We start from the raw sequence: 24,266 nt of genomic DNA, 5'->3' as shown, positions 1-24,266 counted from the left end.
GCCAACGCATCGCTTCAGGAGGAACGATGCTGATCGACTGCGACAGGTGCGCGATCCGGGGCGCGGGCTGCGCCGGCTGCCTGGTGACCGCGTTGCTCGACGCCGACGCCCCCGCCGGCGAGCTGGGCGCCGCCGAGCAGCGGGCGATCGAGGTGTTCGCCCGGGCCGGCTTCGACGTCGAGGTGCTTCCGCCCGCCGCGCCCCGCCGCCCGGCCCGCCCGGCCCGCCGCAGGGTGGCGTAACCGCCGACCGCGACTCGGGTGGCGCGACCGCCGACCGCCGCGGTGGGCGCGGCCCGGTCGGGCACGCCGCTGTCACGGAGCCGTCGGACGCCCGTGGCCGGGCGAGGCCGCCACCGCCGGCCGTGGGCGCGGTCGCCCGCCCCGGCGGCCGTACCGCCGTCGGGCCATAGGATGGGCGCTCACGGCGGGAGGAGTGGCATGACGCGGGTACGACGCGACGGCGGCGCGCGCGACGCGGTGCCGACCCGCCCACCAGCGGTGCCCGCCGCGGCCGGCCGCATGCCGGCCCGTGCCCCGCTGGCCCGGCGGGTGCCGGCCGGGGTGGCGGGATGACGCCGCGCGGCTGGGCGGTGCTCACCCTCGCCGGGCTGGCCGTGGCGCTGCTCGTCGCCAGCGCCCTGCTGGTGCCGTGGCACCGGCCGCCGGCCCCGCGCGTCGACCAGCTCGCCGCGCTGCGGGACCTGCCGGTCGACCAGGTCGCCCGCAGCCGGGAGTTCCGGGCCGCGCTGCGCCCCGCCGGCTGGGCCGGTCTCGCCCTCGGGCTGCTGGTGGCCGTGGCGCTCGGGCTCACCCCGCTGGGCAGCCGCCTCGTGGAGCTGGCAGGGCGCCCGTTCGGCGGCCACTGGATCGCCCAGGCGGTACTCGGCGGGCTGGCCGTGGTGCTCGTCGCCGACCTGCTCACCCTGCCCCTGGCCGCCTGGCGGCAGACGGTCCTCACCCGGTACGGGCTGAGCACCCAGGGCTGGGCCGGCTGGACGGCCGACCTGCTCAAGTCGTACGCGGTCAGCGCGGTGATCGGCGCGGTCGCGCTGCTCGGCTTCTACACCGTGACCCGGCTCGCCCCGCGCTGGTGGTGGGCGTTCGGCGCGGCCGGCGCGGCCGGGCTGGTGGTGCTGCTGTCGTTCGTGCTGCCGGTGCTGGTGGAGCCGGTGTTCAACCGGTTCACCCCGATGGAACAGGGCCCGCTACGCACCGAGCTGATGAGCCTGGCGGCCCGCGACGGCGTGCCGGTGCGCGACGTGCTGGTCGCCGACGCGTCCCGGCGTACCCGCGCGGTCAACGCGTACGTCTCCGGGCTCGGGCCGACCCGCCGGGTGGTCGTCTACGACACCCTGCTGCGCGAGGCCACCCCGGCCGAGGTGACCAGCGTCGTCGCGCACGAGTTGGGGCACGCCAAGGACCGGGACGTGTGGACCGGGACGCTGACCGGGGCGCTGGGTGCCGCGCTGGCCGTGGTCGTGCTCTACCTGCTCGGCTCGGCCGGCCCGCTGCTGCGCCTGGCCGGCGTCGACTCGATCGCCGAGCCGCGCGCGTTCCCGCTGCTGATCGCGCTGGTCACGGTGGCCGGGCTGGTGACCGCCCCGGTCCAGGCGCTGGTGTCCCGCCGGATCGAGGCCCGGGCCGACGCGCACGCCCTCGCCCTCACCGGGGACCCGGCGACCTTCGAGGCGATGCAGCGCCGCCTGGCCGGGGTGAACCTGGCCGACCCCGATCCGCCCCGCTGGGAGTACCTCTACTCGGCGTCGCACCCGTCCACGGTCGAGCGGATGGCCGCCGCCCGCGCCCACGCCAGGGAGGCCGGCCGATGAGCCGCACGCTGCTGATCACCAACGACTTCCCGCCCCGTCCGGGCGGCATCCAGTCCTTCGTGCACAACCTCGCCGTCCGCCAGCCCACCGGCTCCGTGGTGGTCTACGCGTCGAGCTGGCGCGGGGCGGAGAAGTTCGACGCCGACCAGCCGTTCGAGGTGGTCCGGGAACGCACCCGGGTGCTGCTGCCCACCCCGCTGGTCGCCCGGCGGGTCGCCCGGCTGGCCCGCGAGCGCGGCTGCGACACCGTCTGGTTCGGCGCCGCCGCCCCGCTCGGGCTGCTCGCCGCCGGGCTGCGCCGCCGCGCCGGCGTCCGCCGCGTGGTGGCCCTGACCCACGGGCACGAGGTGGGCTGGGCGGCGCTGCCCGCGGCCCGGGCCGCGTTGCGCCGGATCGGCCGGGGCGCGGACGTGGTGACGTACCTCGGCGAGTACACCCGGGTCCGGCTGGAGCGGGCGCTGCACGGGGTGACCGAGCTGCACCGGCTGGCTCCCGGCGTGGACGTCGAGACGTACCATCCGTCGGTCGACGGCGAGCCGGTCCGGGCCCGGCTCGGGCTGGCCGACCGGCCGGTGGTCGTCTGCGTCTCCCGGCTGGTGCCGCGCAAGGGCCAGGACATGCTGATCCGTGCCCTGCCGGCGATCCGCCGCCGGGTGCCCGACGCGGCGCTGCTGGTCGTCGGCGGTGGGCCGTACCGGGGCACCCTGGAGAAGCTGGCCCGGCAGACGGGCGTCGAGCGGGACGTGGTCTTCACCGGCTCGGTGCCCTCGGCGGACCTGCCCGCCCACTACGCGGCCGGCGACGTCTACGCCATGCCCTGCCGCACCCGCAACCGCGGCCTGGACGTCGAGGGGCTCGGCATCGTCTACCTGGAGGCGTCCGCGACCGGCCTGCCGGTGGTGGCGGGCGACTCGGGGGGTGCGCCGGACGCCGTCCGCGAGGGCGAGACCGGGTACGTCGTCTCCGGCCAGGATGTCGCCCAGCTCGCCGACCGGGTGGCCACCCTGCTCGCCGACCGGGACCTGGCCCGGCAGTTCGGCGCGGCCGGCCGGGCCTGGGTGGAGCGGGAGTGGCGCTGGGAGACCCAGGCTGCCCGGATGGCAACCCTCCTCACGGGCTGACCCCCACCCACCCCGCCCCGCGCCGCCCCGCAGGGGGTCGTCGTGCAAGTTCAGAGAAAGCGTGGCCTTCGGGGTGTGGGGAGGCCACTGATTCCGGGAATCTGCACGACCTTGGCCCCGGGCGGGGCGCCCCGGGGTGGGGAGTCAGGTTAGGCGGTCCAGGTGGTGGGTGGTGGGGGCGCGGGGCGGCCGAAGTGCCAGCCCTGGGCGGCGTCGCAGCCGATGGCACGCAGCCGGTCGGCCTGGCTGGCGGTCTCCACCCCCTCGGCGGTGACGGTCAGGCCCAGCGCGTGCGCCAGCGAGACCAGCGAGGCGAGGATCCGCTCGTCGGTGCGGCTGGCCGGGTCCTCCGTCGGGGCCCGCAGCCCGGCCACGAACTCCCCGGCCACCTTCAGCTCGGTCACCGGCAGGTCCCGCAGGTACGCCAGGTTGCAGTAGCCGGTGCCGAAGTCGTCGATGGCGATCCGCACGCCGAGGTCGGCCAGCACCCGCAGGGCGCGGACCGGCTCCTCGACGGCGCTCATCATGGTGCTCTCGGTGACCTCCAGCTGGAGCCGCTCGGGCGGCAGGCCGGTGCGGTCGAGCACGGCGCGCACCTCCTGCACCAGGCCGGGCCGGTGCACCTGCCGCACCGCCAGGTTGACGCTGACGAACGGCGCGGCGCCCCCCGGCCCGGTCCAGCCGGCCGCCTCCCGGCACGCCTCGGCGAGCACCCAGCCCCCGAGCGGGACGATCAGCCCGGTCTCCTCGGCCAGCCCGATGAAGCTGCCCGGACGCAGTTCGCCGAGCACGGGGTGCCGCCAGCGGACCAGTGCCTCGACGCCGAGCACGGTGCCGTCGCGCAGCGAGGTCAGCGGCTGGTAGTCCAGGTAGAACTCCCCCCGCTCCAGCGCCCCCGGGATCGCCGCGGACAGCGCGTACCGGGCCAGCTCCCGGCGGTTGCGGTCGGCGTCGAACAGCGACCAGCGGGCGCCCCCGGCGGCCTTGGCCCAGTGCAGCGTGGAGTCGGCGGCCCGCATCAGGTCGACCGGGGTGGTCCCGGCCACCGGGCGTTCGACAATGCCGATGCTCGCCGACACGGTCAGCTCGTGCCCGTCGACCAGGGCCGGCTCGCCCACCGCGGCGAGCGCCGCCTCGGCCACCTTCACCACGTCGTCGGTGCCGGCGGTCCGCTCGACCAGGATGACGAACTCGTCGCCGCCGAGGCGGGCGACCAGGTGTTCGCCGAGCGCCCGGCGCAGCCGGTCGGCGACCGAGACCAGCAGCCGGTCGCCGACCTGGTGGCCGAGGGAGTCGTTGACCACCTTGAAGCGGTCCAGGTCGAGGAAGCACACCCCGACCCGGTCGGCGCCCCGGCCCGGGGAGTCGATCGCGGCGGCGAGCCGCTCGGTGAACAGGGTGCGGTTGGGCAGGTCGGTCAGCGGATCGTGGGTGGCCTGATGCCGGAACCGGGCCTCGCTGTCGCGCAGTGCCTGTTCGGCCTGCGCCCGGGCCACCATCGCGGCCCGGCGGATGGATTCCTGCTCGTCCAGCGTGCGGTCCCGCAGCGCCCGGGCGTAGCCGGTGGCCACGGTGGCCAGCAGCCGGGCCAGGCGGTCCTCGATGTCCTCGCCGACCAGCCCCAGGTCGCGCAGCAGCCGGAGCTGCACGACCTCGATCGTGCGGCCCAGTCCTTCGGCGGAGGCGATGTGCGCCTCGACCAGCTCCGCCCCGACCTGGTGGCCGACCCGCAGGTCGAACGGCTCGGCCACCAGCGCCTCGGCCAGCCGGTCGGTGAGCCGTTGCAGCAGCGCCTCCAGTTGGGCCTGGGTCATCGGCAGGTAGCTGGTGCCGGAGACCGCCTTCGCCCAGGCCCGGGCGAAGGCCCCGGGGCGCGGGGCGAGGTGTCCCGGGCAGGCGGGTGCCCCCGTGGGCGAGGCGGGTGACCCGGGGTCCGGCGGGCCCGTCGGACCGTCGGACCGCTCACCCATCGAGCCGCCCGACGCCGCCCATGAAGACCGCCTGCTCGGCGCCCTCGGCGCTCTCCGGAGTCTCGGGGCGCCACTGTGGCACCCAGACCACGCCCGGGTCGACCAGCTCGAAGCCGTCGAAGAGGGCGGTCAGCTCGGCGCGGCTGCGGATGACCAGCGGGTTGTCGGTTCGCCGGTAGACCGCCTCGGCCTCGGCGCGTTCCCCGGTGTCGTGCCGGGCGTCGTCGCTGGCCTGGGAGAGCACCAGGTAGCTGCCGGGCGCCAGCGCCTGCCGCAGCTCCCGCAGGATCTGCGCCGGCCGGTCGGTGTCCGGGACGAAGTGCAGCACCGCCACGATCATCACCGCGACCGGCTGCGACAGGTCCAGCAGCCCGGTGACCTCTGGGTGGGCCAGGATCCGCTCGGGGCGGCGCAGGTCCTCCTGGAGCACGACGGCCCGGTCGTTGCCGCTGAGGATCTCCCGGCTGTGCGCCACCGCCACCGGGTCGACGTCGACGTAGACCACCCGGGCGTCGGGATCGATCCGCTGGGCGATCTCGTGCACGTTGCCGACCGTCGGGATCCCGGAGCCGATGTCGAGGAACTGGCGGATCCCGGCCTCGGCGAGGAAGTGCACCGCCCGGCGCAGGAACGCCCGGTTCGCCTGGGCCATCAGCGGCGCCTCGGGCACCGCGTCCACCATCGCCCGGGCGGCGGTGCGGTCGGCGGCGAAGTTGTGCGAGCCGCCGAGGTAGTAGTCGTACATGCGGGCCACGCTGGGGCGCTCGATGTCGATGGTGTCGGGTGCCCAGTCCGGCCGCTGCATGCCCTACCCCTTTTGTCAACGACGCGGAACACGCCGCCCCGCGCGGGTCACTCGGGTATTCTGCCCCGCCCGCCACGCGGGTGACCAGAGTGGGCCGCCTCCCGCCCGACCGGTCGGTCAGTGGGTCCCGTTGACCGGACCCGCCGGCCGTCGCGGAAACCCCGACCGACTACTGCCGGCCGGGCGGGGGAGCGGTCAGAACTTCGGCGCGTCCGGGGCTTCGAGCAGGCCGAGCCGCAGCGCGGTCATCAGTGCCTGGGCCCGGTTGGCCGCGCCCAGCTTCTCGTAGAGCTTCGAGATGTGGGTCTTGGCCGTCGACTCGCTGACGAAGAGCTGCTTGGCGATGCCGGCCACGCTCATGCCGTCGGCGAGCAGCCGCAGCACCTGACCCTCCCGGGGGGAGAGCTGCGGGCCGGACGGCGCGAGCCGCCGCTTCATCGCCTCGGCCAGGTCTGCCGCGGTGAACGCGCTCGGCGAGGAGGCGGCGTGCCGGGCGGCGGCCACCACCTCGTCGGCCGGGGCCGTCTTGGGCACGAACGCGCTCGCCCCGGCCTCCAGGGCGCCGAAGAGCTGGTCGTCGCCGGCGTACATGGTGAGCACGACGATGCCCATCGACGCGCTGGACTTGCGCAGCGCGCGGGTGGCCTCCAGGCCACTGCCGTCGGGCAGCCGCAGATCCATGATCACCACATCGGGCTGAAGGGCGCCGGCCTGCCGCACCCCCTCTGCCGCCGTGGCGGCCTCACCAACGACCTCGAACTGCCGATCCCGCTCGAAGGCGTGCCGCAGTCCCTTGCGGATCAGGTCGTGATCGTCGACAAGGAGGACCTTGGTCCGGGTGGCCGGTGTCGGGCTTGTGGTCATCCTCGGGTTACTCCACTTCTGCTGCTGCGGCGTTGCCGCGCACCCTATCGCGCCGGGGCGAGGTGCCGAGAACCACCGCCACCGTCGTGCCGCTGGGTCGACGCGGCCTGATCTCCAACCGGCCCCGGATACGTTCCGCCCTCTCGGCCATGATCGCAAGGCCATAGTGCCCGTCCGTGCGCTGCTCACCGATGCCGTGACCGTCATCCGACACTTCGATCTGCGCGTACGGCGGGTCCACCTCGCAGGTGACCCACAGGTTCGACGCCCCGGCGTGCTTGCGGGCGTTGGTGACCGCCTCCTGCGCGATGCGCAGGAGTTCCGCCTCGGTCGCGGCGGGCAGCCGGGCGGTCGACTCGTCCAGCGACAGGTGCACCCGCAGCCCGCCGGACGCGCCGACGGTGCGGGCGTACTCGGCGATCGCGGCGGCCAGTCCGCCGTGCCGGTCCACCTCGCTGCGCAGCTCGAACAGGCTCAGCCGCAGCTCGGTGATCACCCGGGTCACCTCCTGGCGCAGCAGGCGCAGCGACTCTGCGGTCTCGTCGGCGTCCTCGTAGACGGTGGCCAGGGCGTTGTCGATGCCGTACCCGACCATGACCAGTTCCTGGGCCACCCCGTCGTGGATCTCCCGGGCCAGCCGCTGCCGCTCCTCGTTGGTGGCCAGCGAGCGCACCTCGTCGAAGAGCAGGGCGGCCTCCAGCCGCAGCGCGGCCGGACGGGTCAGCGCGGTCACCCGGGACACCACCGGCGGCGGGTACGCCTGCGCGGCGTCCGCCTCCATCACCAGCATGCCGACCGTGCGGACGCCGGCGACCAGCGGCACGATCAGCGCGGAGACGTCGCCGCCCGTGTGCGAGCGGGCCTGCGAGCGGCTCGCGGTCTGCGGCTGCTGGCTGGCCCAGGCGTCGGCGATCGCCGAGTCCGCGTCGAGCGTGGTCTCCCAGTCGACCCGGTCCACGCCCACCTGGGCGAGCACCACCAGCCGCCCGCCGCCGCTGGCCGAGAGCACCGCCGCCCGCTCGGCCCGGGCCACGGTGCGCAGCTCCTCCAGCAGGTGCTCGGAGATGCCGCCCGGGTCGAGGGTGGCCCCGGGTAGCTGCCGGGCGACCGTGCGGAGCTGGGTCAGCAGCCGGGTGGCCTCGGCGTACGGCTGGGGCTTGCCCTCGCTGCGGACCCGCATCACCCGGTGCAGGGTGCCGGCCGTGTAGAGGCCGAGCCCGGCCAGGATCAGCCACTGGGCGCAGACCGCGAGGTACCCCGGCTGGCCGAGCTGGCGACCGCCGTCGACGCCGGTGAGCGCGGCGCTGACCAGCAGGGTGGCGGCGCAGACGGCGAGCAGCGCCGCGCCCTCGCGGAACCGGCGGCGCAGCGCGGTCACGGTCACCGGGACGGCGAGGTACGGCAGCACGGCCGAGGCGCCCAGCCCGCCGGCGGTGCCGTCGAGGGTGGTGACGGCGGCGACCTGGCTGGCGGCCAGCCCCAGCACCACCACCTCGGCGAAGCGGCTGAGCGGGCCGAGCAGCCGGTGCTGGGAGGCCAGGACGGCGGGCAGCCCGGCGACGCCCAGCAGGGCGATCCACCAGAGCTGCCCGACGTCGCGGGTGGCGAAGAGGGTGAGGACGGCGACCAGCGCGAGCATGACCACGCGCGCCGCGGTGGCGAGCGGCTGCGTGGGCGGCCGGGCGGGTGTCGGGGAGGCGGGCACGTGACGGATCGTAGTCAGCGCCGGTAGATGTCGGCGATCTCCGCCGCATAGGTCTTGTGCACGACCTGCCGCTTGACCTTCAGGGACGGGGTGAGTTCGCCGGTGGCCTCGGTGAAGTCGTGCGGCAGGATGCGGAAGACCTTGATCCCCTCGGCCTTCGACACCGACTGGTTGGCCTGGTCGATCGCGCCCTGCACCTCGGCACGCAGCGCGTCGTCGTCGCGCAGTTCCTCGGCCGTGGTGGTCTCCGGTCGGCCGTGGGCGGCCAGCCACTTCGGCAGCGCCTCCTCGTCGAGGGTGACCAGCGCGGCGATGAACGGCTGCCGGTCGCCGACGACGACGCACTGGCTGATCAGCGGGTGCGCCCGGACCTGGTCCTCCAGCACCGCCGGGGCGACGTTCTTGCCGGCGGCGGTCACGATGATCTCCTTCTTCCGGCCGGTGATGCTGAGGAAGCCGTCGGTGTCGAGCTGCCCCAGGTCGCCGGTGCGGAACCAGCCGTCCGCGCTGAGCACCTCGGCGGTGGCCGCCTCGTTGCGCCAGTACCCCTGGAAGATCAGGTCGCCGGAGATCAGGATCTCGCCGTCGTCGGCGATCCGGATGGTCACGCCGGGCAGCGGGCGGCCGACGGTGCCGATCTTCGTGGCGTCGGCCAGGTTCGCGGCGGCGGCCGGGGAGGTCTCGGTCAACCCGTACCCCTCGCAGATGGTCACCCCGATGCCGCGGAAGAAGTGGCCGAGCCGGGCGCCGAGCGGCGCGCCGCCGGAGATCGCGTCGCGGCACCGGCCGCCCAGGGCGGCCCGCAGCTTGCGGTAGACCAGCCTGTCGAAGACCGCGTGCTGCGCGCGCAGCCCCAGGCCCGGCCCGCCCGGCTTCTCCAGGGCCTCGCTGTACGCGACCGCGACCTGCTCGGCCCGGTCGAAGATCTTCCCCTTGCCGTCGGCCTCGGCCTTCTGCCGGGCCCCGTTGTAGACCTTCTCGAAGACCCGGGGGACCGAGAGCACGAAGGTCGGCCTGAACTTCTGGAGCTCCCCGATGAGGTCCCTCGTGTCGGCGCAGTGCGCCATGGTGGCCCGGGCCTGCACCATGCCGATCTGGATGAGTCGGGCGAAGGCGTGCGCGAGCGGGAGGAACAGCAGGGTCGACGCGCCCGGCCGCAGGAACAGGTTCGGCAGGACGGGCACCGCGTTGGCGATGTCGGCGTACATGTTGCGGTGGGTCAGCACGCAGCCCTTGGGGCGGCCGGTGGTGCCGCTGGTGTAGATGATGGTCGCCACGTCGTCGGCCCGGATCGCCGTGCGGCGCCGGTCGATCTCCATCGGGTCGACCTCGGCGCCGGCGGCGACCAGCTCGTCGACCGCGTCCAGCTCGATCTGCCAGACGTGCGCCAGCTCGGGCAGCCGGTCCCGGACGCCGGCGACCAGGGTGGCGTGCGCGGTGCTCTCGACCACGACCGCGACCGCGCCGGAGTCGGCCAGGATCCAGGCGGCCTGTTCGGCGCTGGAGGTCTCGTAGATCGGCACGGTGACCGCGCCGGCCGCCCAGATCGCGTAGTCGAACAGGGTCCACTCGTACCGGGTGCGGCTCATCAGGGCGACCCGGTCGCCGGGGGACACGCCGGCCGCGACCAGCCCTCGGGCCACCGCGACCACCTCGTCGCGGAACTGCCGGCAGGTCACCTCGGCCCGGCCCCGGCCCGCCTCGCCGGCCGACGGGACGGGGCGGACGAACTGCACCGCCTCCGGGGCGGCCTCGGCGTTGTCCCAGACCGGTTGGGTCAGGTTGGCCGAGTCGCCGACGGTGACGATCGGCGGAACGGAGAACTCGCGCACCTGCACTCCCTCGTGCTCGCACTGGCCGGGCGGGCCGGGGCCCGGACGGGTCGGCTACGTCGAAACCTACCCGCCCGTCCAGGTGGTTACGGTAGGGAGGTTGCCGGGGCGTTTCCCCCGACCCGGTCCGGGGGCGGGGCGCGCCGGCCCGCCGCCGGGTAGCCTCCCCCCATGGCGGACTCCTCCACCCAGTCGATCGTCATCGGCGCGTCACCGCAGCGGGTGGCGGCGGTGATCTGCGACTTCGCGCGCTACCCCGAGTGGACCGAGGCGATGCGCCGGGCCGAGGTCGTCGAGGAGTACGAGGACGGCTACGCCAGCCAGGTCCGGTTCACCATCGACGCCGGGGTGCTGGCCGACGAGTACCTGCTCGCCTACGAGTACTCCGAGGACCTGACCCGCATCGAGTGGCGCCTGGTGACGCCCTCGAAGATGCAGCGTTCCCAGCACGGGTCGTACGACCTGGTGGGCAACCCGGACGGGACGACCACGGTGACCTACACCCTGGAGGTGGAGCTCTCCGTGGGCATGCTCGGCATGTTTCGGCGCAAGGCCGAAAAAATGATCATGGATACGGCGTTGAAGCAGCTCAAGCGCCGGGTAGAGGAATCCGGTGCGGCGCGGTGACGCGACCGGCTGCGGCGCGCCCGGCACGGTAGAGGAGCCGACCATGGGGGGTACTGAGCCGGGTTCGGCCCGGGAAGAGGCGGAGCGGCTGGTCGCCACGGTGCTCGCGGCGGCCAGGTTGGCCGGCGCTGGTTCCGGTTCCGGGGCGGGTCCGTGGGGTCCGGTCGGTGGGATCCTGTCGAGTGTCCTCGGTCACAGTGGCGGCGGGCGGGCGGCCGGTGGGCCCGCCGGGGCCGGCCGGGGCGGTTTCGCCACCGGCGCGGCAGAATGCTGTATCTGCCCGGTCTGTCGCGGTATCGCGGCGTTGCGTGACCCGAGTCCGGAATTCGCCGAGCGGCTCGCCACCGGAGCGGGCGATCTGGCGGCCGGCGTGGCCAGCCTGCTGCGCGCGTTCGCCTCGGCCGGGGACCCCGCCCACCGCCCGCCGGAGCCGGAGGAGTCCTCTCCCGCCCCGCCCCGCACCGGAGCGGACCAGGGGTCGGGCGATCATGTGTGGCGCGAGGCCACCCGTACCGGGCATGATTCTCAGCCGGCGCCGGAGCAGGACGACGTGTGGTCCGCCGCGACCCGGGGAGAGGGTCCGGGCGTTCCGGCCGCCGTCGTGCCGCCCGTCGACGACGCCGGGCCGGACGCGCCGGGGGCTCCCCGGCCACCGGCCGGCCGACCCGTGGTGCCCGCCTCGCGGACACCCGGCAGCGCGGGCGAGGACGCACCAGGCGACGGGGCCTGACCACCGGACATCCCGGCCCACCCACGGCGGTTCGCCGTGCCGGTGCCGGGCAGCACAGCAGAGGGGAGTGGCAGCGGTGACGCTGACCATCGGAGTCGACGTCGGTGGCACGAAGGTGGCCGGCGGTGTCGTGGACGACACCGGCAGGGTTCTCGTGCAGGCCCGACGGGACACCCCCGCCGACAACGTGGCCAAGACCCGGGACGTCATCATCGAGGTGGTCACCGAACTCGCCGCCGGCCGGCAGGTCGGCGCCGTCGGCATCGGCGCGGCCGGCTGGATCGACGCCAGCCGCTCCACCGTCCTCTTCGCCCCGAACCTGGCCTGGCGCGACGAGCCGCTGCGCGAGTACGTCAGCACCGCGACCGGCCTGCCGGTGATCGTGGAGAACGACGGCAACGTGGCGGCCTGGGCCGAGTTCCGCTACGGCGCGGCCCGGCACGCCGACGACTCGATGGTCATGTTCACCATCGGCACCGGCGTCGGCGGCGGCATCGTGCTCGGCGGCGAACTGGTGCGCGGCGCCAACGGCATCGCCGCCGAGCTGGGCCACATGCTCACCGTCCCCGACGGCCACCAGTGCGGCTGCGGCCGGCTCGGCTGCATCGAGCAGTACGCCAGCGGCAGCGCCCTGGTCCGGTTCGCCCGGGCCGCCGCCCGCCAGGAGCCGCACCGGGCCACCGCCCTGCTGGAGCTGGCCGGCGGCGACGCCGAGGCAGTCACCGGCCCGATGGTGACCGCCGCCGCCCAGGGCGGCGACCCCGTGTCCGCCGAGGCGTTCGCCCAGGTCGGGCGCTGGCTCGGCACCAGCCTCGCCGACATGGCGCAGATTCTCGACCCGCAGGTGCTGGTCGTCGGCGGCGGCGTCGTCGAGGCCGGCGACCTGCTGCTCGGCCCGACCCGGCGGTCCTTCGCAGGCGCGCTGGCCCAGCGCAGCCGGCTCCCGGTCGCCGAGGTGCTCCCCGCCGAGCTGGGCAACACCGCCGGCGTGATCGGCGCCGCCGACCTGGCCCGCCGGCTCTGAGGCGGGCCCGGGTGAGCGAGAACGCGGGCGTGCCGCTGCGCGTCGTGTCGTACAACATCCACAGCCAGCGCGACGACACCGCCGCGCTGGCCGCGGTGGTCCGCGAGGCCGCGCCGGACGTGGTGATCGTGCAGGAGGCCCCCCGGCGGTTCCGGTGGCGGCAGAAGTCGGCCACGCTGGCCGAGTCGTTCGGGCTGGTGGTCGCCGCCGGCGGGCTGCCGTCGCTGGGCAACCTGCTGCTGACCAGCCTGCGGGTGCGGGTGCTCGACACCCGCTGCCAGCGCTACCCGCTGACCCCGGGCCGGCACCTGCGCGGCGCGGCGTACGCCGAGTGCCGGGTGGGCGCGGCCCGGTTCCTGCTGGCCGGCTCGCACCTGTCCACCGACCCGGCCGAGCGGCCCGCCCAGGCGGCGGCGTTCAAGCGGGAGTTGGCCGCCGCCGACCTGCCCGTGGTGGCCGGCGCCGACCTCAACGAGGGCCCCGACGGCCCGGCCTGGGCGACCGTGGGGCAGGGGCTGACCGACGCGGCGGTCGCGGCCGACCGGGCCGACCGGCACACCTACTCGTGCGCCGACCCACGCCGACGGATCGACTCGGTCTTCGTCGACCCCCGGATCACCGTGGTCGACTACGACGTGGTGGACACCCCGCAGACCCGCCGCGCCAGCGACCACTTCCCGGTCCTGGTCGACCTGCTGCTGCCGGCGGCCGACTGACCGTCCCGGGGTGCCCGGCCCTCCACAGGGGCTGGACAAACCGGTCGGGTTACCGGAAGGATCTCGCAGCGACCGGCACTCGTGCCGCACATAAGGAGAATCCGGTGTCCCCCTCCACCGACCCTGGCCGCCCCGAGCCGGAAGCGACGGCGCTCACCCCGACCCGGGACGGCCGCACCGTATCCGACCGGGGCGACACGGTCTGCGTCATCGGGGCCGGGGCAAGCGGCCTGACCGCAATGAAGAACCTGCGCGAACACGGTTTCGGCGTCGACTGCTACGAACGGGAGACCGGCATCGGCGGCGGGTGGAACTGGCGGCACGACCGCAGCCCCGTGTACGCCAGCACCCACCTGATCTCGTCGCGGCCGTTCACCCAGTTCCCCGACTTCCCGATGCCGGACGACTGGCCGGACTACCCGCACCACAGCCAGTTGCTGTCCTACTTCGAGCGCTACGCCGACCACTTCGACCTGCGCCAGCACGTCTGGTTCGGCACGGAGGTGGTCCGGGTCGAGCCGGTCGCCGGCGAGCGCTGGGACGTCACCACCCGCAGCACCGGCGGGTACGGCCCGGAGCGCACCTCCCGGTACGCCGCAGTGGTGGTCGCCAACGGCCACAACTGGTCGCCGAAGCTACCCCGCTACGAGGGGCTGGAGGAGTTCCGGGGCGAGATCATGCACGCCTCGTCCTACAAGGACCCGGCCCAGCTGCGCGGCAAGCGGGTGCTGGTCGTCGGGGCCGGCAACACCGGCTGCGACATCGCGGTCGAGGCGGCCCAGCAGGCGTCGCACTGCTGGCACTCGACCCGCCGCGGCTACTGGTACGCCCCGAAGTACGTCCTCGGCCGCCCCGCCGACCAGGTCAACGACACCCTGCTGGCGTTGCGGCTGCCGCTGCGGGTGCGGCAGTGGCTCTACCACTGGACGCTGCGGCTCACCGTCGGCGACCTGACCCGGTTCGGCCTGCCCAAGCCCGACCACCGGGTCTACGAGACCCACCCGATCGCCAACAGCCAGCTCGTCTACTACGTCGGGCACGGCGAGATCGCTCCGGTGCCGGACGTGGCCCGGTTCCACACCAAGGCGGTGGAGCTGACCGACGGCCGCCAGATCGAGCCGGAGCTGGTCGTCTTCGCCACCGGGTACCTTCCCCGCTTCGAGTTCCTCGACCCGAGGATCCTCGGCGACGCCGACGGGTCGGGCCGGCCCCGGCTGTGGCTCAACGCCTTCGCCCCCGGCCACCCGACCCTCGCCGTCGCCGGCCTGCTCCAGCCCGACTCGGGTCTCTTCCCCCTGTCGCACTGGCAGAGCGTGCTCTTCGCCCGGCTGCTCACGCTGCGCCTCACCCGGCCGGACCGGGCCGCCGCGTTCGCGAAGCGGGTCACGGCCGGGGTCGGCGAACGCTACTCCGGCAGGGTCAAGGACAGCAGCCGGCACTGGTTCGAGGTCGGCCACGCCGACTACCTGCGCGCCGTGCAGCGCGCGATGTACGACCTGGAGGAGAAGTGAGCGGCGGCGGGGAACGGGTGCGGATCATGCGCGGCCGGGAGTGGGCCCGCCCGGTCCGCCCGGCCCGCCGCGAGGTGCTCAGCGCGCTCCCCGAGCTGGAGCAGGGCCGCCCCCCGCTGCTGTTCGTGCCCGGCTTCGGGCACGGGGCGTGGGCGTTCGCCGAGCACTGGCTGGAGCACGCCGCCGGGCGCGGCTTCCCGGCGTACGCGCTGAGCCTGCGCGGGCACGGCGGCAGCGAGCCGGCGCCGGAGGCGACGCTGCGGGCGTACACCCACGACGTGACGCAGGTGGCGGCGGGCCTGCCGCGCCAGGCGGTGCTGGTGGGGCACGGCGCCGGGGCCCTGGTGGTCCGGCATGCCCTGGCCCGCTACCCGGCCCGGGCGGCGGTGCTGGTCGCGCCGGTGCTCGGCGACTGGGGGACGCTGGGCGCCGCGCTGCGCCGCAATCCCGGCGGCACCCTGCCCGCCCTGGTCGGCGGCGGGCTGCGGCTGAGCCGCCGGCAGCTGTTCAGCCGCGAGCTGCCCGACGCCGAGGCCCGCCGGTACGCCTCCCGGCTCGGCCGGGCCGGAAGGCGCGCGCAGTGGCAGTTGCTGACCCACCGCTCCCCGGAGCCGGCCGTGGGCCACCCCCCGGTGCTGGTGCTGGGCAGCCCCGACGACCGGGTGGTCCCGCCGGCCGCGCTGACCCGGGCCGCCCGGCGGCACGGCGGCGCGCCGCTGCTCTTCCCCGGGATGGGGCACGACCTGATGCTGGACGCCCGCTGGCGGGAGCCGATCGACGCCATCCTGGACTGGCTGGAGAAGGAGCCCGGCCCGGCCTGACCCCCGAGGGCCGGGCCGGTCAGCCGGTCGTGCTGATGTGGTTCAGCAGTGAGCCCCCGTCGTCGAGCGCGCTGAGGTAGGAACGCGCCCAGGCGAGGATGTCGTTGCGGTGCAGGTGCTCGCGCATCGCCCGCATCCGGGCGGTGACGTCGGCCGGGTCGGCCTGGAGCGCGGTCAGCAGCTCCTGCTTGAGCCCTTCCAGGTCGTGCGGGTTGACCAGGTACGCCTGCGACAGCTCCGCCGCCGTGCCGGCGAACTCGCTGAGCAGCAGCGCGCCGGTGTCGTCCACCCGCGCCGCCACGTACTCCTTCGCGACCAGGTTCATCCCGTCCCGCAGCGGGGTCACCGCCATCACGTCGGCGATCCGGTAGAGCGCGGCCAGTTCGGCCCGGTCGAACGGCTGGGTGAGGTAGTGGATGGCGGGCTCGCCGACCCGGCCGAACTCGCCGTTGATCCGCCCCACCTCGCGCTCGACCCGGTCGCGGAGGATCTGGTACTGCGTCACCCGCTCCCGGCTGGGCACCGCCACCTGCACCAGCACCGTGTCGCGCACCTTGACGTGCCCGCTGGCCAGCAGCTCGCTGTACGCCTTGAGCCGCTGCTCGATGCCCTTGGTGTAGTCCATCCGGTCGACGCTGAGGATGACGTGGTCCGGGTCGCCGAGGTCGTGGCGCAGCCGCCGGGCCCGGGCGGCCACGTCGGGGCGGCTCGCCAGCGCGGCCATCTCGGCGGTGTCGATCGAGACCGGGAACGCCCCGATCCGGACCACCCGGTCGCCGACGGCGATCCGCCGGTCGGTCGCCGGCAGCTCCAGCACCTTGGCCACCAGCTGGGCGAAGTTGTGCGCGGCCTGGGCGCGCTGGAAGCCGATCAGGTCGGCGCCGAGCATGCCGCGCAGCAGCTCGGCCCGGCGGGGAAGCTGCATGAACAGCTCCGGCGGCGGGAACGGCACGTGCAGGAAGAAGCCGATCCGCAGGTCGGGACGCAGCTCGCGGAGCAGGCCGGGGACCAGTTGCAGGTGGTAGTCCTGCACCCAGACCACCGCGCCCCGCTCGGCCACCTCGGCCGTCGCCTCGGCGAACCGCTGGTTGACCCGCTGGTACGCCTCCCACCAGCGGCGGTGGTACTCGGGCTGCTCGACCGCGTCGTGGTACAGCGGCCACAGGGTCGAGTTGGCGAAGCCCTCGTAGTGGTCGCGGAGATCCTCGGAGCTCAGCGGCACGGTGTGCATCCGGACGCGGTCGACGTCGGGCAGGGCCGGCGCCGGACCGGTGCCGCCCGCCCAGCCGACCCAGGTGGCCGGGGTGTGCCGGAGCAGGGGATGCAGGGCGCTCACCAGCCCACCGGGGCTGCGTCGCCACTCGCAGGCGCCATCGGGCGCCACACTGTCGTCGATGGGGAGGCGGTTGGCCACCACCACGAGTGAACTCTGTCGCATCTCGGGCATTCCGATCAGCAGAGACCGACCACCACGAGCGAGGAACAACCGGGCAGTCAGTGGGGGAAGTGACGTACAGCGGTATTCCTACTGACAGTAAGTTACACCACTGTTACGCCTTTCGCGGAGGGCGGTGGGCGTCCCGCAATTCGGGCACCCGGCGTCCGTGCCCGGGAACGGTACGCGACGGAGGGTGGACCTGCTGCCCCTCGGCCTGGGGCCCGCCTCCGCGCCGGGTGGGTCAGACCCGGGCGCCGTCGTCCGGGTCGTCGTCGGAGTCGTCGGGGCGCAGCCGCCAGATCAGCGTCACGAAGCCGGCCAGTATCCCGGTGAACCCGAACAGGGTGACCACCGACTTGTCCACCGGCAGCAGCGACGGCTCCAGGAAGAGCACGAAGCCGACGATGATGGCGAGCACGCCGGCCACCGCGTACTTGGAGATCCGGGGCAGCGGCGGGGGTGGCGGCGGGTGGTAGCGCTCCTCCGCGTCGTCGGGCAGGTCGGCGCCGAAGGTGTCCAACCCGTCCAGCAGCGACGGCTCGTCCTGCCGGCCCCGGCCGACGGAGACGCCGGAGATGTCGGCGGCCCAGGGCAGCCGGCGCACGTCGGTGGCGGTGCCACCCTCGTCCATCCCGGCCCGGCCGGTCCCGCCCGCCGCCGGCTCGCCCGGTTCGTCGTCGACGTCCTCCGCCGCTGGCCAGGGATGTGCCCCGGCGGCCGGGGTGGTGTGGAAGCCGGCCACGATGCGGGCCCACTCGGCGTCGACGTCCGGCTCGTCCCGGGTCGGCTCGGCGGGGGTCTCGTCGGTGAGCTGGGTGAGGTAGTCGCGCGCCGTGGTCAGGTGGGACCGGTCGACGTAGAGCCGGTCGACCGGCCGGGCCGGCACGGTGGTGGTGCGGGTGACGGGGTTCAGGTCGGCCGACGGCTGGAGGTACGCCGCGATGCCGCCGGCGGCCAGCACGTCGAGCAGGTGCTCGCCGACGCGCGGATCCACGTCGCCGGCGACGGCGTACTCGCTCGCGTCGAGCCCGTTGTCCCGCCGCCCCCGGCGGGCCCCACCCGCTGACACCGGACATCCTCCCTCGGAGCACCTCGCGGTGCGGTTGTCCCGGCGCCCCGTACGCCGTGCCCTGAATCGTGACACGTCGGGGCCCCGTTCCGGGAGTGCGTTGTGGCGTGCCGCTCCCGGTTCGTAGGCTCATGCCCGACAGTCCCGCTCGCCGACGGCGTCCCCGCGGGCCCGCCCCGGGGCGGGCCGAGGGCCCCGCCAGCCCGGGCGGGCGGTGGCGGCGTGGCTGCCCTCTCGGGACGGCCACCGGCCCTGTACTGGCTGATGAAGTACGCCATCCCCGGTCCCTGCCGAGGCTGATCTTCCACCCTCGGGTCGAGGGTCTGCACCACGTGCCCGACGCCGGTGCGGTCATCCTCGCCAGCAGCCGCCTGCCCTTCTCCGATTCGACCTTCACACCGCCGGTCGGCAAGCAAAAAGTCACAATCATCGCCAAAGCGGAGTACTTCACCGGTAAGGGGACCAAGGGCTGGCCGACGACGATGCTCCTCGTCGGCCCGGCACCATCCCGGTGGACCGCTCGGGCGCGGCCGGGGCGCCGCGATGTCACTGACGTCGCGGTATGCGGGTGGTGGATAGGCGCGAGGTAACTGACCTGGCGACGGGTCGACCGCCGGCCGCGTCCGGGTGGCCGGGGCCGGCGGGGCTACGCCTGCGGGCCGGCACCGGCACCGACACCGGCGAAGCGGAGCAGGCCCGGGGCGTGGTTGCGGGCGGCGAACTCCCGCACCTGGGCCAGCACCTCGGCCGCGTCCGCCGGGTCTTCCTCGCGCAGGGTGGGCACCGCGAGGGCGAGGGCGAGCGCGTGGTCGGTGGCGTCGCCCATCCGCCGGTACTGTTCGGCCGCCGACCGGAACAGCCCGGCGGCGGAGTGGGTGTCCCCGGCCGCCCGGGCGAGCGCGGCCTCCGTAGCCTGGCCGGCGGCCCGGGCCCACGGGGTCGTTCGCGGCGAGCAGGCCAGCAGGTCCCGGACCTGTCGGGCGGCATCCCCGCCGAGCACCACCGCGACGTGCCCGATCGCGGGGACCCACTCGGCGAACGGGATCATCCGGGTCCGCCGCCAGTCCTCGTCCAGCTCGGCGAGCAGCCGCAGCGCCTCGGCGTCGCGTCCCTGCACCGCCCGACAGAGTGCGGCGTGGGCCAGCGTCGAGCGGAGCACCCGGTGGAAGCCCGAGCGCCGGGCGGCCAGCACCGCCCGTTCCACCTGGTCGCCCTCGCCGCCCTCCTCGGCCCTGCGCCCGCCGGCCGTGCCCCCGCCCGTCCCGCTGGCGTCGCCCGGCCTGGCGTCGGCCGGGTCGGTGCCGGCCGGGTCGGTGTCGGCCCCCTGCGGGTGGGCGCGTAGCGCCCGCAGCCAGCCGGAGACCGCGACGATGTGCAGGTCCCACTCGGCGGTGGGCCGCCGGGTCGACTCGGCCACCAGCGCCGCCGCCGAACCCCAGTCCCCGGCGTAGTACGACCGGGCCCACTGGTCCTCGAAGCTCGTCGCCAGACTGTGCTCGCCGCCGAGGTCCAGCGAGCGTTGCTCGTCCACCAGCCGGGCCGACCCGGCCAGGTCGCCCTCCTCCTGCAACACCCAGGCCAGGTTGTGCACCGCCCGGCGGCGGCTGGTCAGCCGCTCCACCCGGCAGTGCTCGGTGATCTCGGCCAGCTCGGCGTACGCCTCGCCGACGCCGGACTGGTACCGGGCCACGGCGAGGGTGATCCGGGCGTTCGCGCTCACCTCGCGCAGTCGCAGGCGCTCGGCCAGCCCGGCGGCGGTCCGGGCCGCCGCGCAGGCCGGGTCGGTCTCCGCGTTGAGCATGTGCACCCGGGCCAGCTCCAGCAGGGCGCCCGCCTTCTCCTCGGTGTCCGGCAGGTCGGCGTAGATGCCCAGCGCCCGGTCCAGGCAGCGCAGCGTCTCCGACCGGTCGGCGCGGCTCCACGCCGCGGTGGCGAGCAGCGTCCAGGCCCGGGCCGCCCCGGTCCACTCACCGGCCTCGGCCAGCCGGTCGGCCAGCCCGGTCAGTTTGTCCGTGCCCCCGGCCACCAGGAACGCGTCGCCGTCGCGGTAGAACGCCAGCTCGGCGTCGAACAGCTCCAGCGTCGGGTCGGGCCCGCCGGCCAGGGCCAGCGCCCGCCCCACCAGGGTCGCGGCGGTGTCCAGCGCGTGCAGCTCGTTCGCCCGCCGGGCCGCGCGGTGCAGGGCGGCCCGCGCCGCCGGGGCGTACGGGGCGGTGTCCAGGCCGACGGTGCGGGCGATCTCGTGCGCCGCCCAGCGGTGGTTGGCCAGCACCTCGACGAGGTCGTGCTGCCGGCCGTCGGTGATCTGCTCCAACCAGTCGGCGGTGCGCTGGTGGCGCAGCACCCGCTCGGCCCGGGGGAGCCGCTGGTAGCAGACGTCCCGGACCAGGATGTGCCGGAACCGGTACTCGGGCTGGCCGGGCATCGTCGAGGTGGGCTGCTCGTACACCAGGTCGCGGCGTTGCAGCCGGTCCAGCGCCCGCTCGACCCACTCCACCGGCCGGCCCAGCGCGGTGGCCACCGGCCCCGGCCAGAACTGCACGCCGACCACCGCGGCGGCCTGGAGCACGGCCCGGTCGGACGGGTCGAGCAGGTCGAGCCGGTTGGCGATGACCGCCTGCACGGTGCGTGGCATCCCCGGGGAGCCGGCCGGGTCGAGCCGGACGTCCGGCCGGGCCGCGTCGAGCAGCCCGCCGTCGAGCAGCATCCGGGCGTACTCCTGGGCGTAGAGCGGGTTGCCGTCGGCGAACTCGATCAGCGGTCCCCGGGACTCCGGCGACAGCGCGGCCTGCCCGAGCAGCAGCGAGTAGAGGGTGTCGATGTCCGCGTCGTGCATCGGCGGCACCGAGATCGACATCGCCCCGCTGATCGTCCCGGTCCAGGCCGGGTGGCGCTCCCGCAGCTCCGGCCGGGCGGTGGCCACCACCAGCAACGGCACGCCGCGCGCCGCCGCGCCGAGCTGCTCGACGAAGGCGAGCATGGCCTGGTCGGCCCAGTGCATGTCCTCGAAGACCAGCACCGTCGGGCCGGCGGCGGCCAGGGTGAGCAGGAACCGCCGCCAGGACGCCTCGGTCTCGCCCGGGGTGAGCCGCTCGCCGGGCAGGCCGATCAGCGGGCCGAGCTGGCCGGCCAGCCGGACGCCGTGCCGGTCGGCCAGCCCGCCCAGGCGGTGCTGTAGCAGGTCGCCGAGGGCCGCCGGGTCGTCGACGTCCGACACGCCGACCCACCCCTTGACGATGTCGGCGAGGGCGGCGTACGTGACGTTCTCGCCGAACGGCGGGCACTGCCCGACCAACCAGGTGACCGGCGGTCCGGGCAGGCTGGCGGCGGTCCGGGCCAACTCGCGCAGCAGCCGGCTCTTGCCCACCCCGGCCGGACCGAAGACGGTGACCAGCTGCGAGGTGCGCTCGGTGATCGTCCGGTGCAGGGCGTTGACCAGCAGGCCGCGCTCGTGTTCCCGGTTGACCATCGGCGTCTGCTCGGCGCTGCTCAGGTCCCGCTGGGGCAGCGCGCGGACGGCCAGCCAGATCCGGCTGACCGCGGAGCGGCCCCGCAGCGTCACCGGGGGCTGGACGGCGTACTCCATGTCGTGCCGGGTGGCCGCCCAGGTGCTCTCGTCCACCACCACGCCGCCGGAGGGGGCGAGGGACTGCAACCGGGAGGCCGTGTTCACCACGTCCCCCGTGACGAAGCCCTGCCCGCCGTCGCGGGCGGCGGAGAGGTCGACCAGCGCCTCGCCGGTGGCGATGCCGACCCGGAACCCGAGCGGCGGATGCGGGCCGGTGGGCTGGCGGGCCAGGTTCCGTTGCAGCTCCAGCCCCGCGCGGACGCAGCGCAACGCGTCGTTGTCGGTGGCCACCGGCGCCCCGAACAGCGCCATCACCGCGTCGCCGATGTACTTCTCGACCACCCCGCCGTACTGGTGCACCAGCCGGCGCACGGTGGCGAAGTAGCCCTGCTGGAGGCCGCGGGCCTGCTCCGGGTCGGCCCGCTCGGCGTACGTCGTGAAGTCGACGATGTCGATGAACAGGACGCTGACCTGGCGGCGGTCCTCCTGCACCGCCACCGGCCGGTCGTGCAGCGGCTGGCCGCAGCTCGTGCAGAAGTTGGCCTCGGCACCGTTGGGGTGCCCGCAGCGGGCGCAGCTACGGCTCAGCGCCTGCCCGCACCCGCCGCAGAAGCGGTCGTCGGGACCGGCTTCCCGTGAGCAGTGTCCACACTTCAGGTCGATGGTCGGCTCCGTAGCGCGAGGTGGCCCCAGTATCACGCCCCCGCCGCTGAGTCGGCTACCCGATATGCGGGCGGACGATGCGGCTGATCGGGTCAGACTAACCTTCCACTCAGGAGATACACCGTCAGGAGAGTGCCGTGCACGTACGACTGTCCGCCCCGTGGATGGATGCGCGCGGGACCATGTGGGCCCCGGGCGACACGGTCGAGGTCGACGCCGTCACTCTCGCCTCACTGGAGGAGCAGGGCATGGTAGAAACGCCGGACGGCCAGGGCGCTGGTCCCGAGAGCACCACGAACACCACGTCGACGCCGACGCCGACGCCCAAGCCGACCGATCCGACAAAGATCGGTCCCGGCCCGGGCGCACCGCCCGCGGACGAGCCGGGCAAGTGAACAACGGGACAAGTCGATAACCGGTGAGAGGGCCGGCGGGCCTCGCCCGCCGGCCCTCTCACCGTCCGGGGGCGGGGTGGCTCAGCGGTCGCTCATGCCGGCCCGGCGGCGCAGCGCCGCCACGTCGGTGACCACGATCCGGCGACCCTCGGTACGCAGCCAACCGCGGCTGGCGAAGGAACCGATCGCCTGGTTGACGCTCTGCCGGGAGCCACCGGCCATCTCCGCGAGCTGGCTCTGGTTCAGCTCGATCGTGATCATCGGGGCCTGGCTCTCGCCGGCCAGCCGGACCAGCGTCTTGGCGACCCGACCGGGCAGGTCCAGGAAGACGTGGTCGGCGTTCTGCTCGGTCAGCCGGCGGATGAGCCCGCCGAGCGAGCGCATCACCACGTCGAGGATGCGCGGGTTGGAGTGCACCAGCTCCATGAAGGCGGAGCGGGACAGCGCGAGCGCCGAGCAGTCCTCGATGGCCTCCGCCGACGCCGAGCGGGTGGAGGCGTCGAGCAGGGAGACCTCGCCGAGCACCTCCGGGGGGCGGATCACCGACAGCACGGCCCGTTCGCCGGTCGGCGCGGTGCGGAACACGGCCACCGCGCCCCGGCGCAGCACGATCAGCGACTCGCCCGGGTCGTTCTCGACGAAGAGCAGTTGGCCCTTGCGGTACGTCCGCGGCACCGCCGCCGCGATCACCCGCTGGCGCACCTCCGGTTCGAGGCCGGCGAACATGTCGACCCCCGTGAGGGCGTCACCCGGCTCCGGCAGGCGCATCTCCACGGCCCAACCCCTCCCCGGTCAAGGACCACAACTCGCAGCCGGGTGAACCTGACAGTCCCCGGTACGAGGTTCTGAACCGGTTCGACGTCCGGTAGCGGTACACATCAGATCATGACGGTCCAGTCGCTTGCTGTACACCCCTGGAAACACTTCCGTGACACTCCCGAGCTGCGGCGAAGGGCGGCGGGGCGGGCCCCGGCCGACGGCGGGTGGCGCGGGTGGGCCAGGATGGGGACGATGGTCTACCGCTATTTCTACGACTGCGAGTTCATCGAGGACGGGCGCACCGTCGACCTGGTGTCGATCGGCGTCGTCGACGAGAACGGGCGCGAGTTCTACGCCGTCTCCACCGAGTTCGACGACTCCCGGGCCGTGCCCTGGGTGCGCCGCAACGTGCTGGACAAGCTCCCCTCGCCGGCCGACCGGGCCTGGCGGTCGCGGGAGCGGATCCGCGACGAGCTCTACGAGTTCCTCGTCGAGCCGGTCCGGGACCGGCCGGGCGAGCAGTTGGAGCTGTGGGCCTGGTACGCCGCGTACGACCACGTGGTGCTGGCCCAGCTCTGGGGGGCGATGCCGGCGCTGCCCCGGGAGATCCCCCGGTTCACCAAGGATCTGCGGCAGCTCTGGGACGACCGGGGGCGACCGCCGTTGCCGAACGCCGACGCCGCCCGGCACGACGCGCTGGTCGACGCCCGGCACAACCTCGCCCGCTGGCGCGCGATGACCGCCCGCTGACGTTCGTCGGCTCCCTCGGGTTTGGTCGGGTCCGTCCCGGGCACCGGGTCGACGTCCGGTCGATCGA

At 74.7% G+C, this 24,266-nt stretch carries 21 protein-coding genes; 12 read left to right on the top strand and 9 right to left on the bottom strand.

Annotated features, from left to right (window positions below; all coding sequences use genetic code 11):
• The first annotated feature begins 26 nt into the window (after positions 1-26).
• From C5N14_RS16355 to C5N14_RS16345, 4 genes are all read left to right on the top strand, one after another.
• On the top strand, positions 27-242 hold the full coding sequence (locus C5N14_RS16355) for a hypothetical protein (protein ID WP_117668942.1): 216 nt from the start codon (positions 27-29) through the stop codon (positions 240-242).
• A gap of 198 nt (positions 243-440) precedes the next feature.
• Complete coding sequence (locus C5N14_RS33775) at positions 441-575, top strand: hypothetical protein (protein ID WP_256371523.1); 135 nt, start codon at positions 441-443, stop codon at positions 573-575.
• Complete coding sequence (locus C5N14_RS16350) at positions 572-1,831, top strand: M48 family metallopeptidase (RefSeq protein ID WP_117668941.1); 1,260 nt, start codon at positions 572-574, stop codon at positions 1,829-1,831. Before C5N14_RS33775 ends, C5N14_RS16350 begins: the two co-directional genes overlap by 4 nt.
• Entirely contained in the window at positions 1,828-2,952 is a 1,125-nt protein-coding gene (locus tag C5N14_RS16345) for a glycosyltransferase family 4 protein (protein ID WP_117668940.1), read from the top strand. Before C5N14_RS16350 ends, C5N14_RS16345 begins: the two co-directional genes overlap by 4 nt.
• A 149-nt stretch (positions 2,953-3,101) precedes the next feature.
• Here the strand turns inward: C5N14_RS16345 and C5N14_RS16340 are convergent, their stop codons facing one another.
• The 5 genes from C5N14_RS16340 to C5N14_RS16320 all read right to left on the bottom strand — a co-directional run bounded on the left by C5N14_RS16340 (position 3,102) and on the right by C5N14_RS16320 (position 10,128).
• Positions 3,102-4,922 (bottom strand): bifunctional diguanylate cyclase/phosphodiesterase, encoded by a 1,821-nt coding sequence (locus tag C5N14_RS16340; protein ID WP_117668939.1) that lies wholly within the window; start codon positions 4,920-4,922, stop codon positions 3,102-3,104.
• Entirely contained in the window at positions 4,915-5,727 is an 813-nt protein-coding gene (locus C5N14_RS16335; protein ID WP_117668938.1) for an SAM-dependent methyltransferase, read from the bottom strand. Before C5N14_RS16335 ends, C5N14_RS16340 begins: the two co-directional genes overlap by 8 nt.
• A 195-nt stretch (positions 5,728-5,922) precedes the next feature.
• The gene (locus C5N14_RS16330; protein WP_007072219.1) at positions 5,923-6,591 is read right to left on the bottom strand and encodes a response regulator transcription factor; all 669 of its coding nucleotides are present in this window, start codon (positions 6,589-6,591) and stop codon (positions 5,923-5,925) included.
• 7 nt (positions 6,592-6,598) lie between these two features.
• A complete protein-coding gene (locus tag C5N14_RS16325; RefSeq protein ID WP_117668937.1) occupies positions 6,599-8,296 on the bottom strand; it encodes a GAF domain-containing sensor histidine kinase in 1,698 nt (565 codons plus the stop codon).
• 14 nt (positions 8,297-8,310) lie between these two features.
• A complete protein-coding gene (locus tag C5N14_RS16320; RefSeq protein WP_117668996.1) occupies positions 8,311-10,128 on the bottom strand; it encodes a long-chain fatty acid--CoA ligase in 1,818 nt (605 codons plus the stop codon).
• Positions 10,129-10,299: 171 nt separating this feature from the next.
• On the opposite strand from C5N14_RS16320, the gene C5N14_RS16315 reads away from it, so the two are divergent.
• From C5N14_RS16315 to C5N14_RS16290, 6 genes are all read left to right on the top strand, one after another.
• Complete coding sequence (locus tag C5N14_RS16315) at positions 10,300-10,755, top strand: SRPBCC family protein (protein WP_117668936.1); 456 nt, start codon at positions 10,300-10,302, stop codon at positions 10,753-10,755.
• A gap of 43 nt (positions 10,756-10,798) precedes the next feature.
• Positions 10,799-11,485, top strand: coding sequence for a hypothetical protein (locus tag C5N14_RS16310; RefSeq protein WP_117668995.1), 687 nt, complete (start codon positions 10,799-10,801; stop codon positions 11,483-11,485).
• A 67-nt stretch (positions 11,486-11,552) separates the two neighbouring features.
• Entirely contained in the window at positions 11,553-12,509 is a 957-nt protein-coding gene (locus tag C5N14_RS16305) for an ROK family glucokinase (protein WP_207892760.1), read from the top strand.
• 11 nt (positions 12,510-12,520) lie between these two features.
• A complete protein-coding gene (locus C5N14_RS16300) occupies positions 12,521-13,225 on the top strand; it encodes an endonuclease/exonuclease/phosphatase family protein (protein ID WP_117668934.1) in 705 nt (234 codons plus the stop codon).
• A 104-nt stretch (positions 13,226-13,329) separates the two neighbouring features.
• The gene (locus C5N14_RS16295) at positions 13,330-14,736 is read left to right on the top strand and encodes an NAD(P)/FAD-dependent oxidoreductase (RefSeq protein ID WP_117668933.1); all 1,407 of its coding nucleotides are present in this window, start codon (positions 13,330-13,332) and stop codon (positions 14,734-14,736) included.
• Positions 14,737-14,762: 26 nt separating this feature from the next.
• Complete coding sequence (locus tag C5N14_RS16290; RefSeq protein WP_117668994.1) at positions 14,763-15,557, top strand: alpha/beta hydrolase; 795 nt, start codon at positions 14,763-14,765, stop codon at positions 15,555-15,557.
• Between the two features lie 19 nt (positions 15,558-15,576).
• Here the strand turns inward: C5N14_RS16290 and C5N14_RS16285 are convergent, their stop codons facing one another.
• The 3 genes from C5N14_RS16285 to C5N14_RS16270 all read right to left on the bottom strand — a co-directional run bounded on the left by C5N14_RS16285 (position 15,577) and on the right by C5N14_RS16270 (position 22,331).
• Entirely contained in the window at positions 15,577-16,995 is a 1,419-nt protein-coding gene (locus tag C5N14_RS16285) for a trehalose-6-phosphate synthase (protein ID WP_117668993.1), read from the bottom strand.
• 241 nt (positions 16,996-17,236) lie between these two features.
• Positions 17,237-18,064 carry a DUF308 domain-containing protein gene (locus C5N14_RS16280; protein WP_117668932.1) on the bottom strand — a complete coding sequence of 276 codons (828 nt, stop codon included), beginning with the start codon at positions 18,062-18,064 and terminating at the stop codon, positions 17,237-17,239.
• A 646-nt stretch (positions 18,065-18,710) separates the two neighbouring features.
• On the bottom strand, positions 18,711-22,331 hold the full coding sequence (locus tag C5N14_RS16270) for an AAA family ATPase (RefSeq protein WP_207892759.1): 3,621 nt from the start codon (positions 22,329-22,331) through the stop codon (positions 18,711-18,713).
• Between the two features lie 101 nt (positions 22,332-22,432).
• Between C5N14_RS16270 and C5N14_RS16265 the strand changes: the two genes are divergently transcribed.
• Positions 22,433-22,690 (top strand): hypothetical protein, encoded by a 258-nt coding sequence (locus tag C5N14_RS16265; protein WP_117668930.1) that lies wholly within the window; start codon positions 22,433-22,435, stop codon positions 22,688-22,690.
• A gap of 81 nt (positions 22,691-22,771) precedes the next feature.
• Here the strand turns inward: C5N14_RS16265 and C5N14_RS16260 are convergent, their stop codons facing one another.
• Complete coding sequence (locus C5N14_RS16260; protein ID WP_117668929.1) at positions 22,772-23,464, bottom strand: Crp/Fnr family transcriptional regulator; 693 nt, start codon at positions 23,462-23,464, stop codon at positions 22,772-22,774.
• 237 nt (positions 23,465-23,701) lie between these two features.
• Between C5N14_RS16260 and C5N14_RS16255 the strand changes: the two genes are divergently transcribed.
• Complete coding sequence (locus tag C5N14_RS16255; RefSeq protein ID WP_117668928.1) at positions 23,702-24,199, top strand: polyadenylate-specific 3'-exoribonuclease AS; 498 nt, start codon at positions 23,702-23,704, stop codon at positions 24,197-24,199.
• Positions 24,200-24,266 lie beyond the last annotated feature (67 nt).

This window comes from Micromonospora sp. MW-13, from assembly GCF_003434305.1.
GTDB lineage: Bacteria > Actinomycetota > Actinomycetes > Mycobacteriales > Micromonosporaceae > Micromonospora.
Note: the sequence above shows the minus strand (reverse complement) of the source record. Positions and strands in the feature narration are given on the sequence as shown.

What these genes read in the sequence shown, in the direction of transcription:
- C5N14_RS16355 (WP_117668942.1), top strand. Translation starts at nt 27, where the DNA reads ATGCTGATCGACTGCGACAGGTGCGCGATCCGGGGCGCGGGCTGCGCC.
- C5N14_RS33775 (WP_256371523.1), top strand. Translation starts at nt 441, where the DNA reads ATGACGCGGGTACGACGCGACGGCGGCGCGCGCGACGCGGTGCCGACC.
- C5N14_RS16350 (WP_117668941.1), top strand. Translation starts at nt 572, where the DNA reads ATGACGCCGCGCGGCTGGGCGGTGCTCACCCTCGCCGGGCTGGCCGTG.
- C5N14_RS16345 (WP_117668940.1), top strand. Translation starts at nt 1,828, where the DNA reads ATGAGCCGCACGCTGCTGATCACCAACGACTTCCCGCCCCGTCCGGGC.
- C5N14_RS16340 (WP_117668939.1), bottom strand. Translation starts at nt 4,922, where the DNA reads ATGGGTGAGCGGTCCGACGGTCCGACGGGCCCGCCGGACCCCGGGTCA.
- C5N14_RS16335 (WP_117668938.1), bottom strand. Translation starts at nt 5,727, where the DNA reads ATGCAGCGGCCGGACTGGGCACCCGACACCATCGACATCGAGCGCCCC.
- C5N14_RS16330 (WP_007072219.1), bottom strand. Translation starts at nt 6,591, where the DNA reads ATGACCACAAGCCCGACACCGGCCACCCGGACCAAGGTCCTCCTTGTC.
- C5N14_RS16315 (WP_117668936.1), top strand. Translation starts at nt 10,300, where the DNA reads ATGGCGGACTCCTCCACCCAGTCGATCGTCATCGGCGCGTCACCGCAG.
- C5N14_RS16310 (WP_117668995.1), top strand. Translation starts at nt 10,799, where the DNA reads ATGGGGGGTACTGAGCCGGGTTCGGCCCGGGAAGAGGCGGAGCGGCTG.
- C5N14_RS16290 (WP_117668994.1), top strand. Translation starts at nt 14,763, where the DNA reads ATGCGCGGCCGGGAGTGGGCCCGCCCGGTCCGCCCGGCCCGCCGCGAG.
- C5N14_RS16285 (WP_117668993.1), bottom strand. Translation starts at nt 16,995, where the DNA reads ATGCGACAGAGTTCACTCGTGGTGGTGGCCAACCGCCTCCCCATCGAC.
- C5N14_RS16255 (WP_117668928.1), top strand. Translation starts at nt 23,702, where the DNA reads ATGGTCTACCGCTATTTCTACGACTGCGAGTTCATCGAGGACGGGCGC.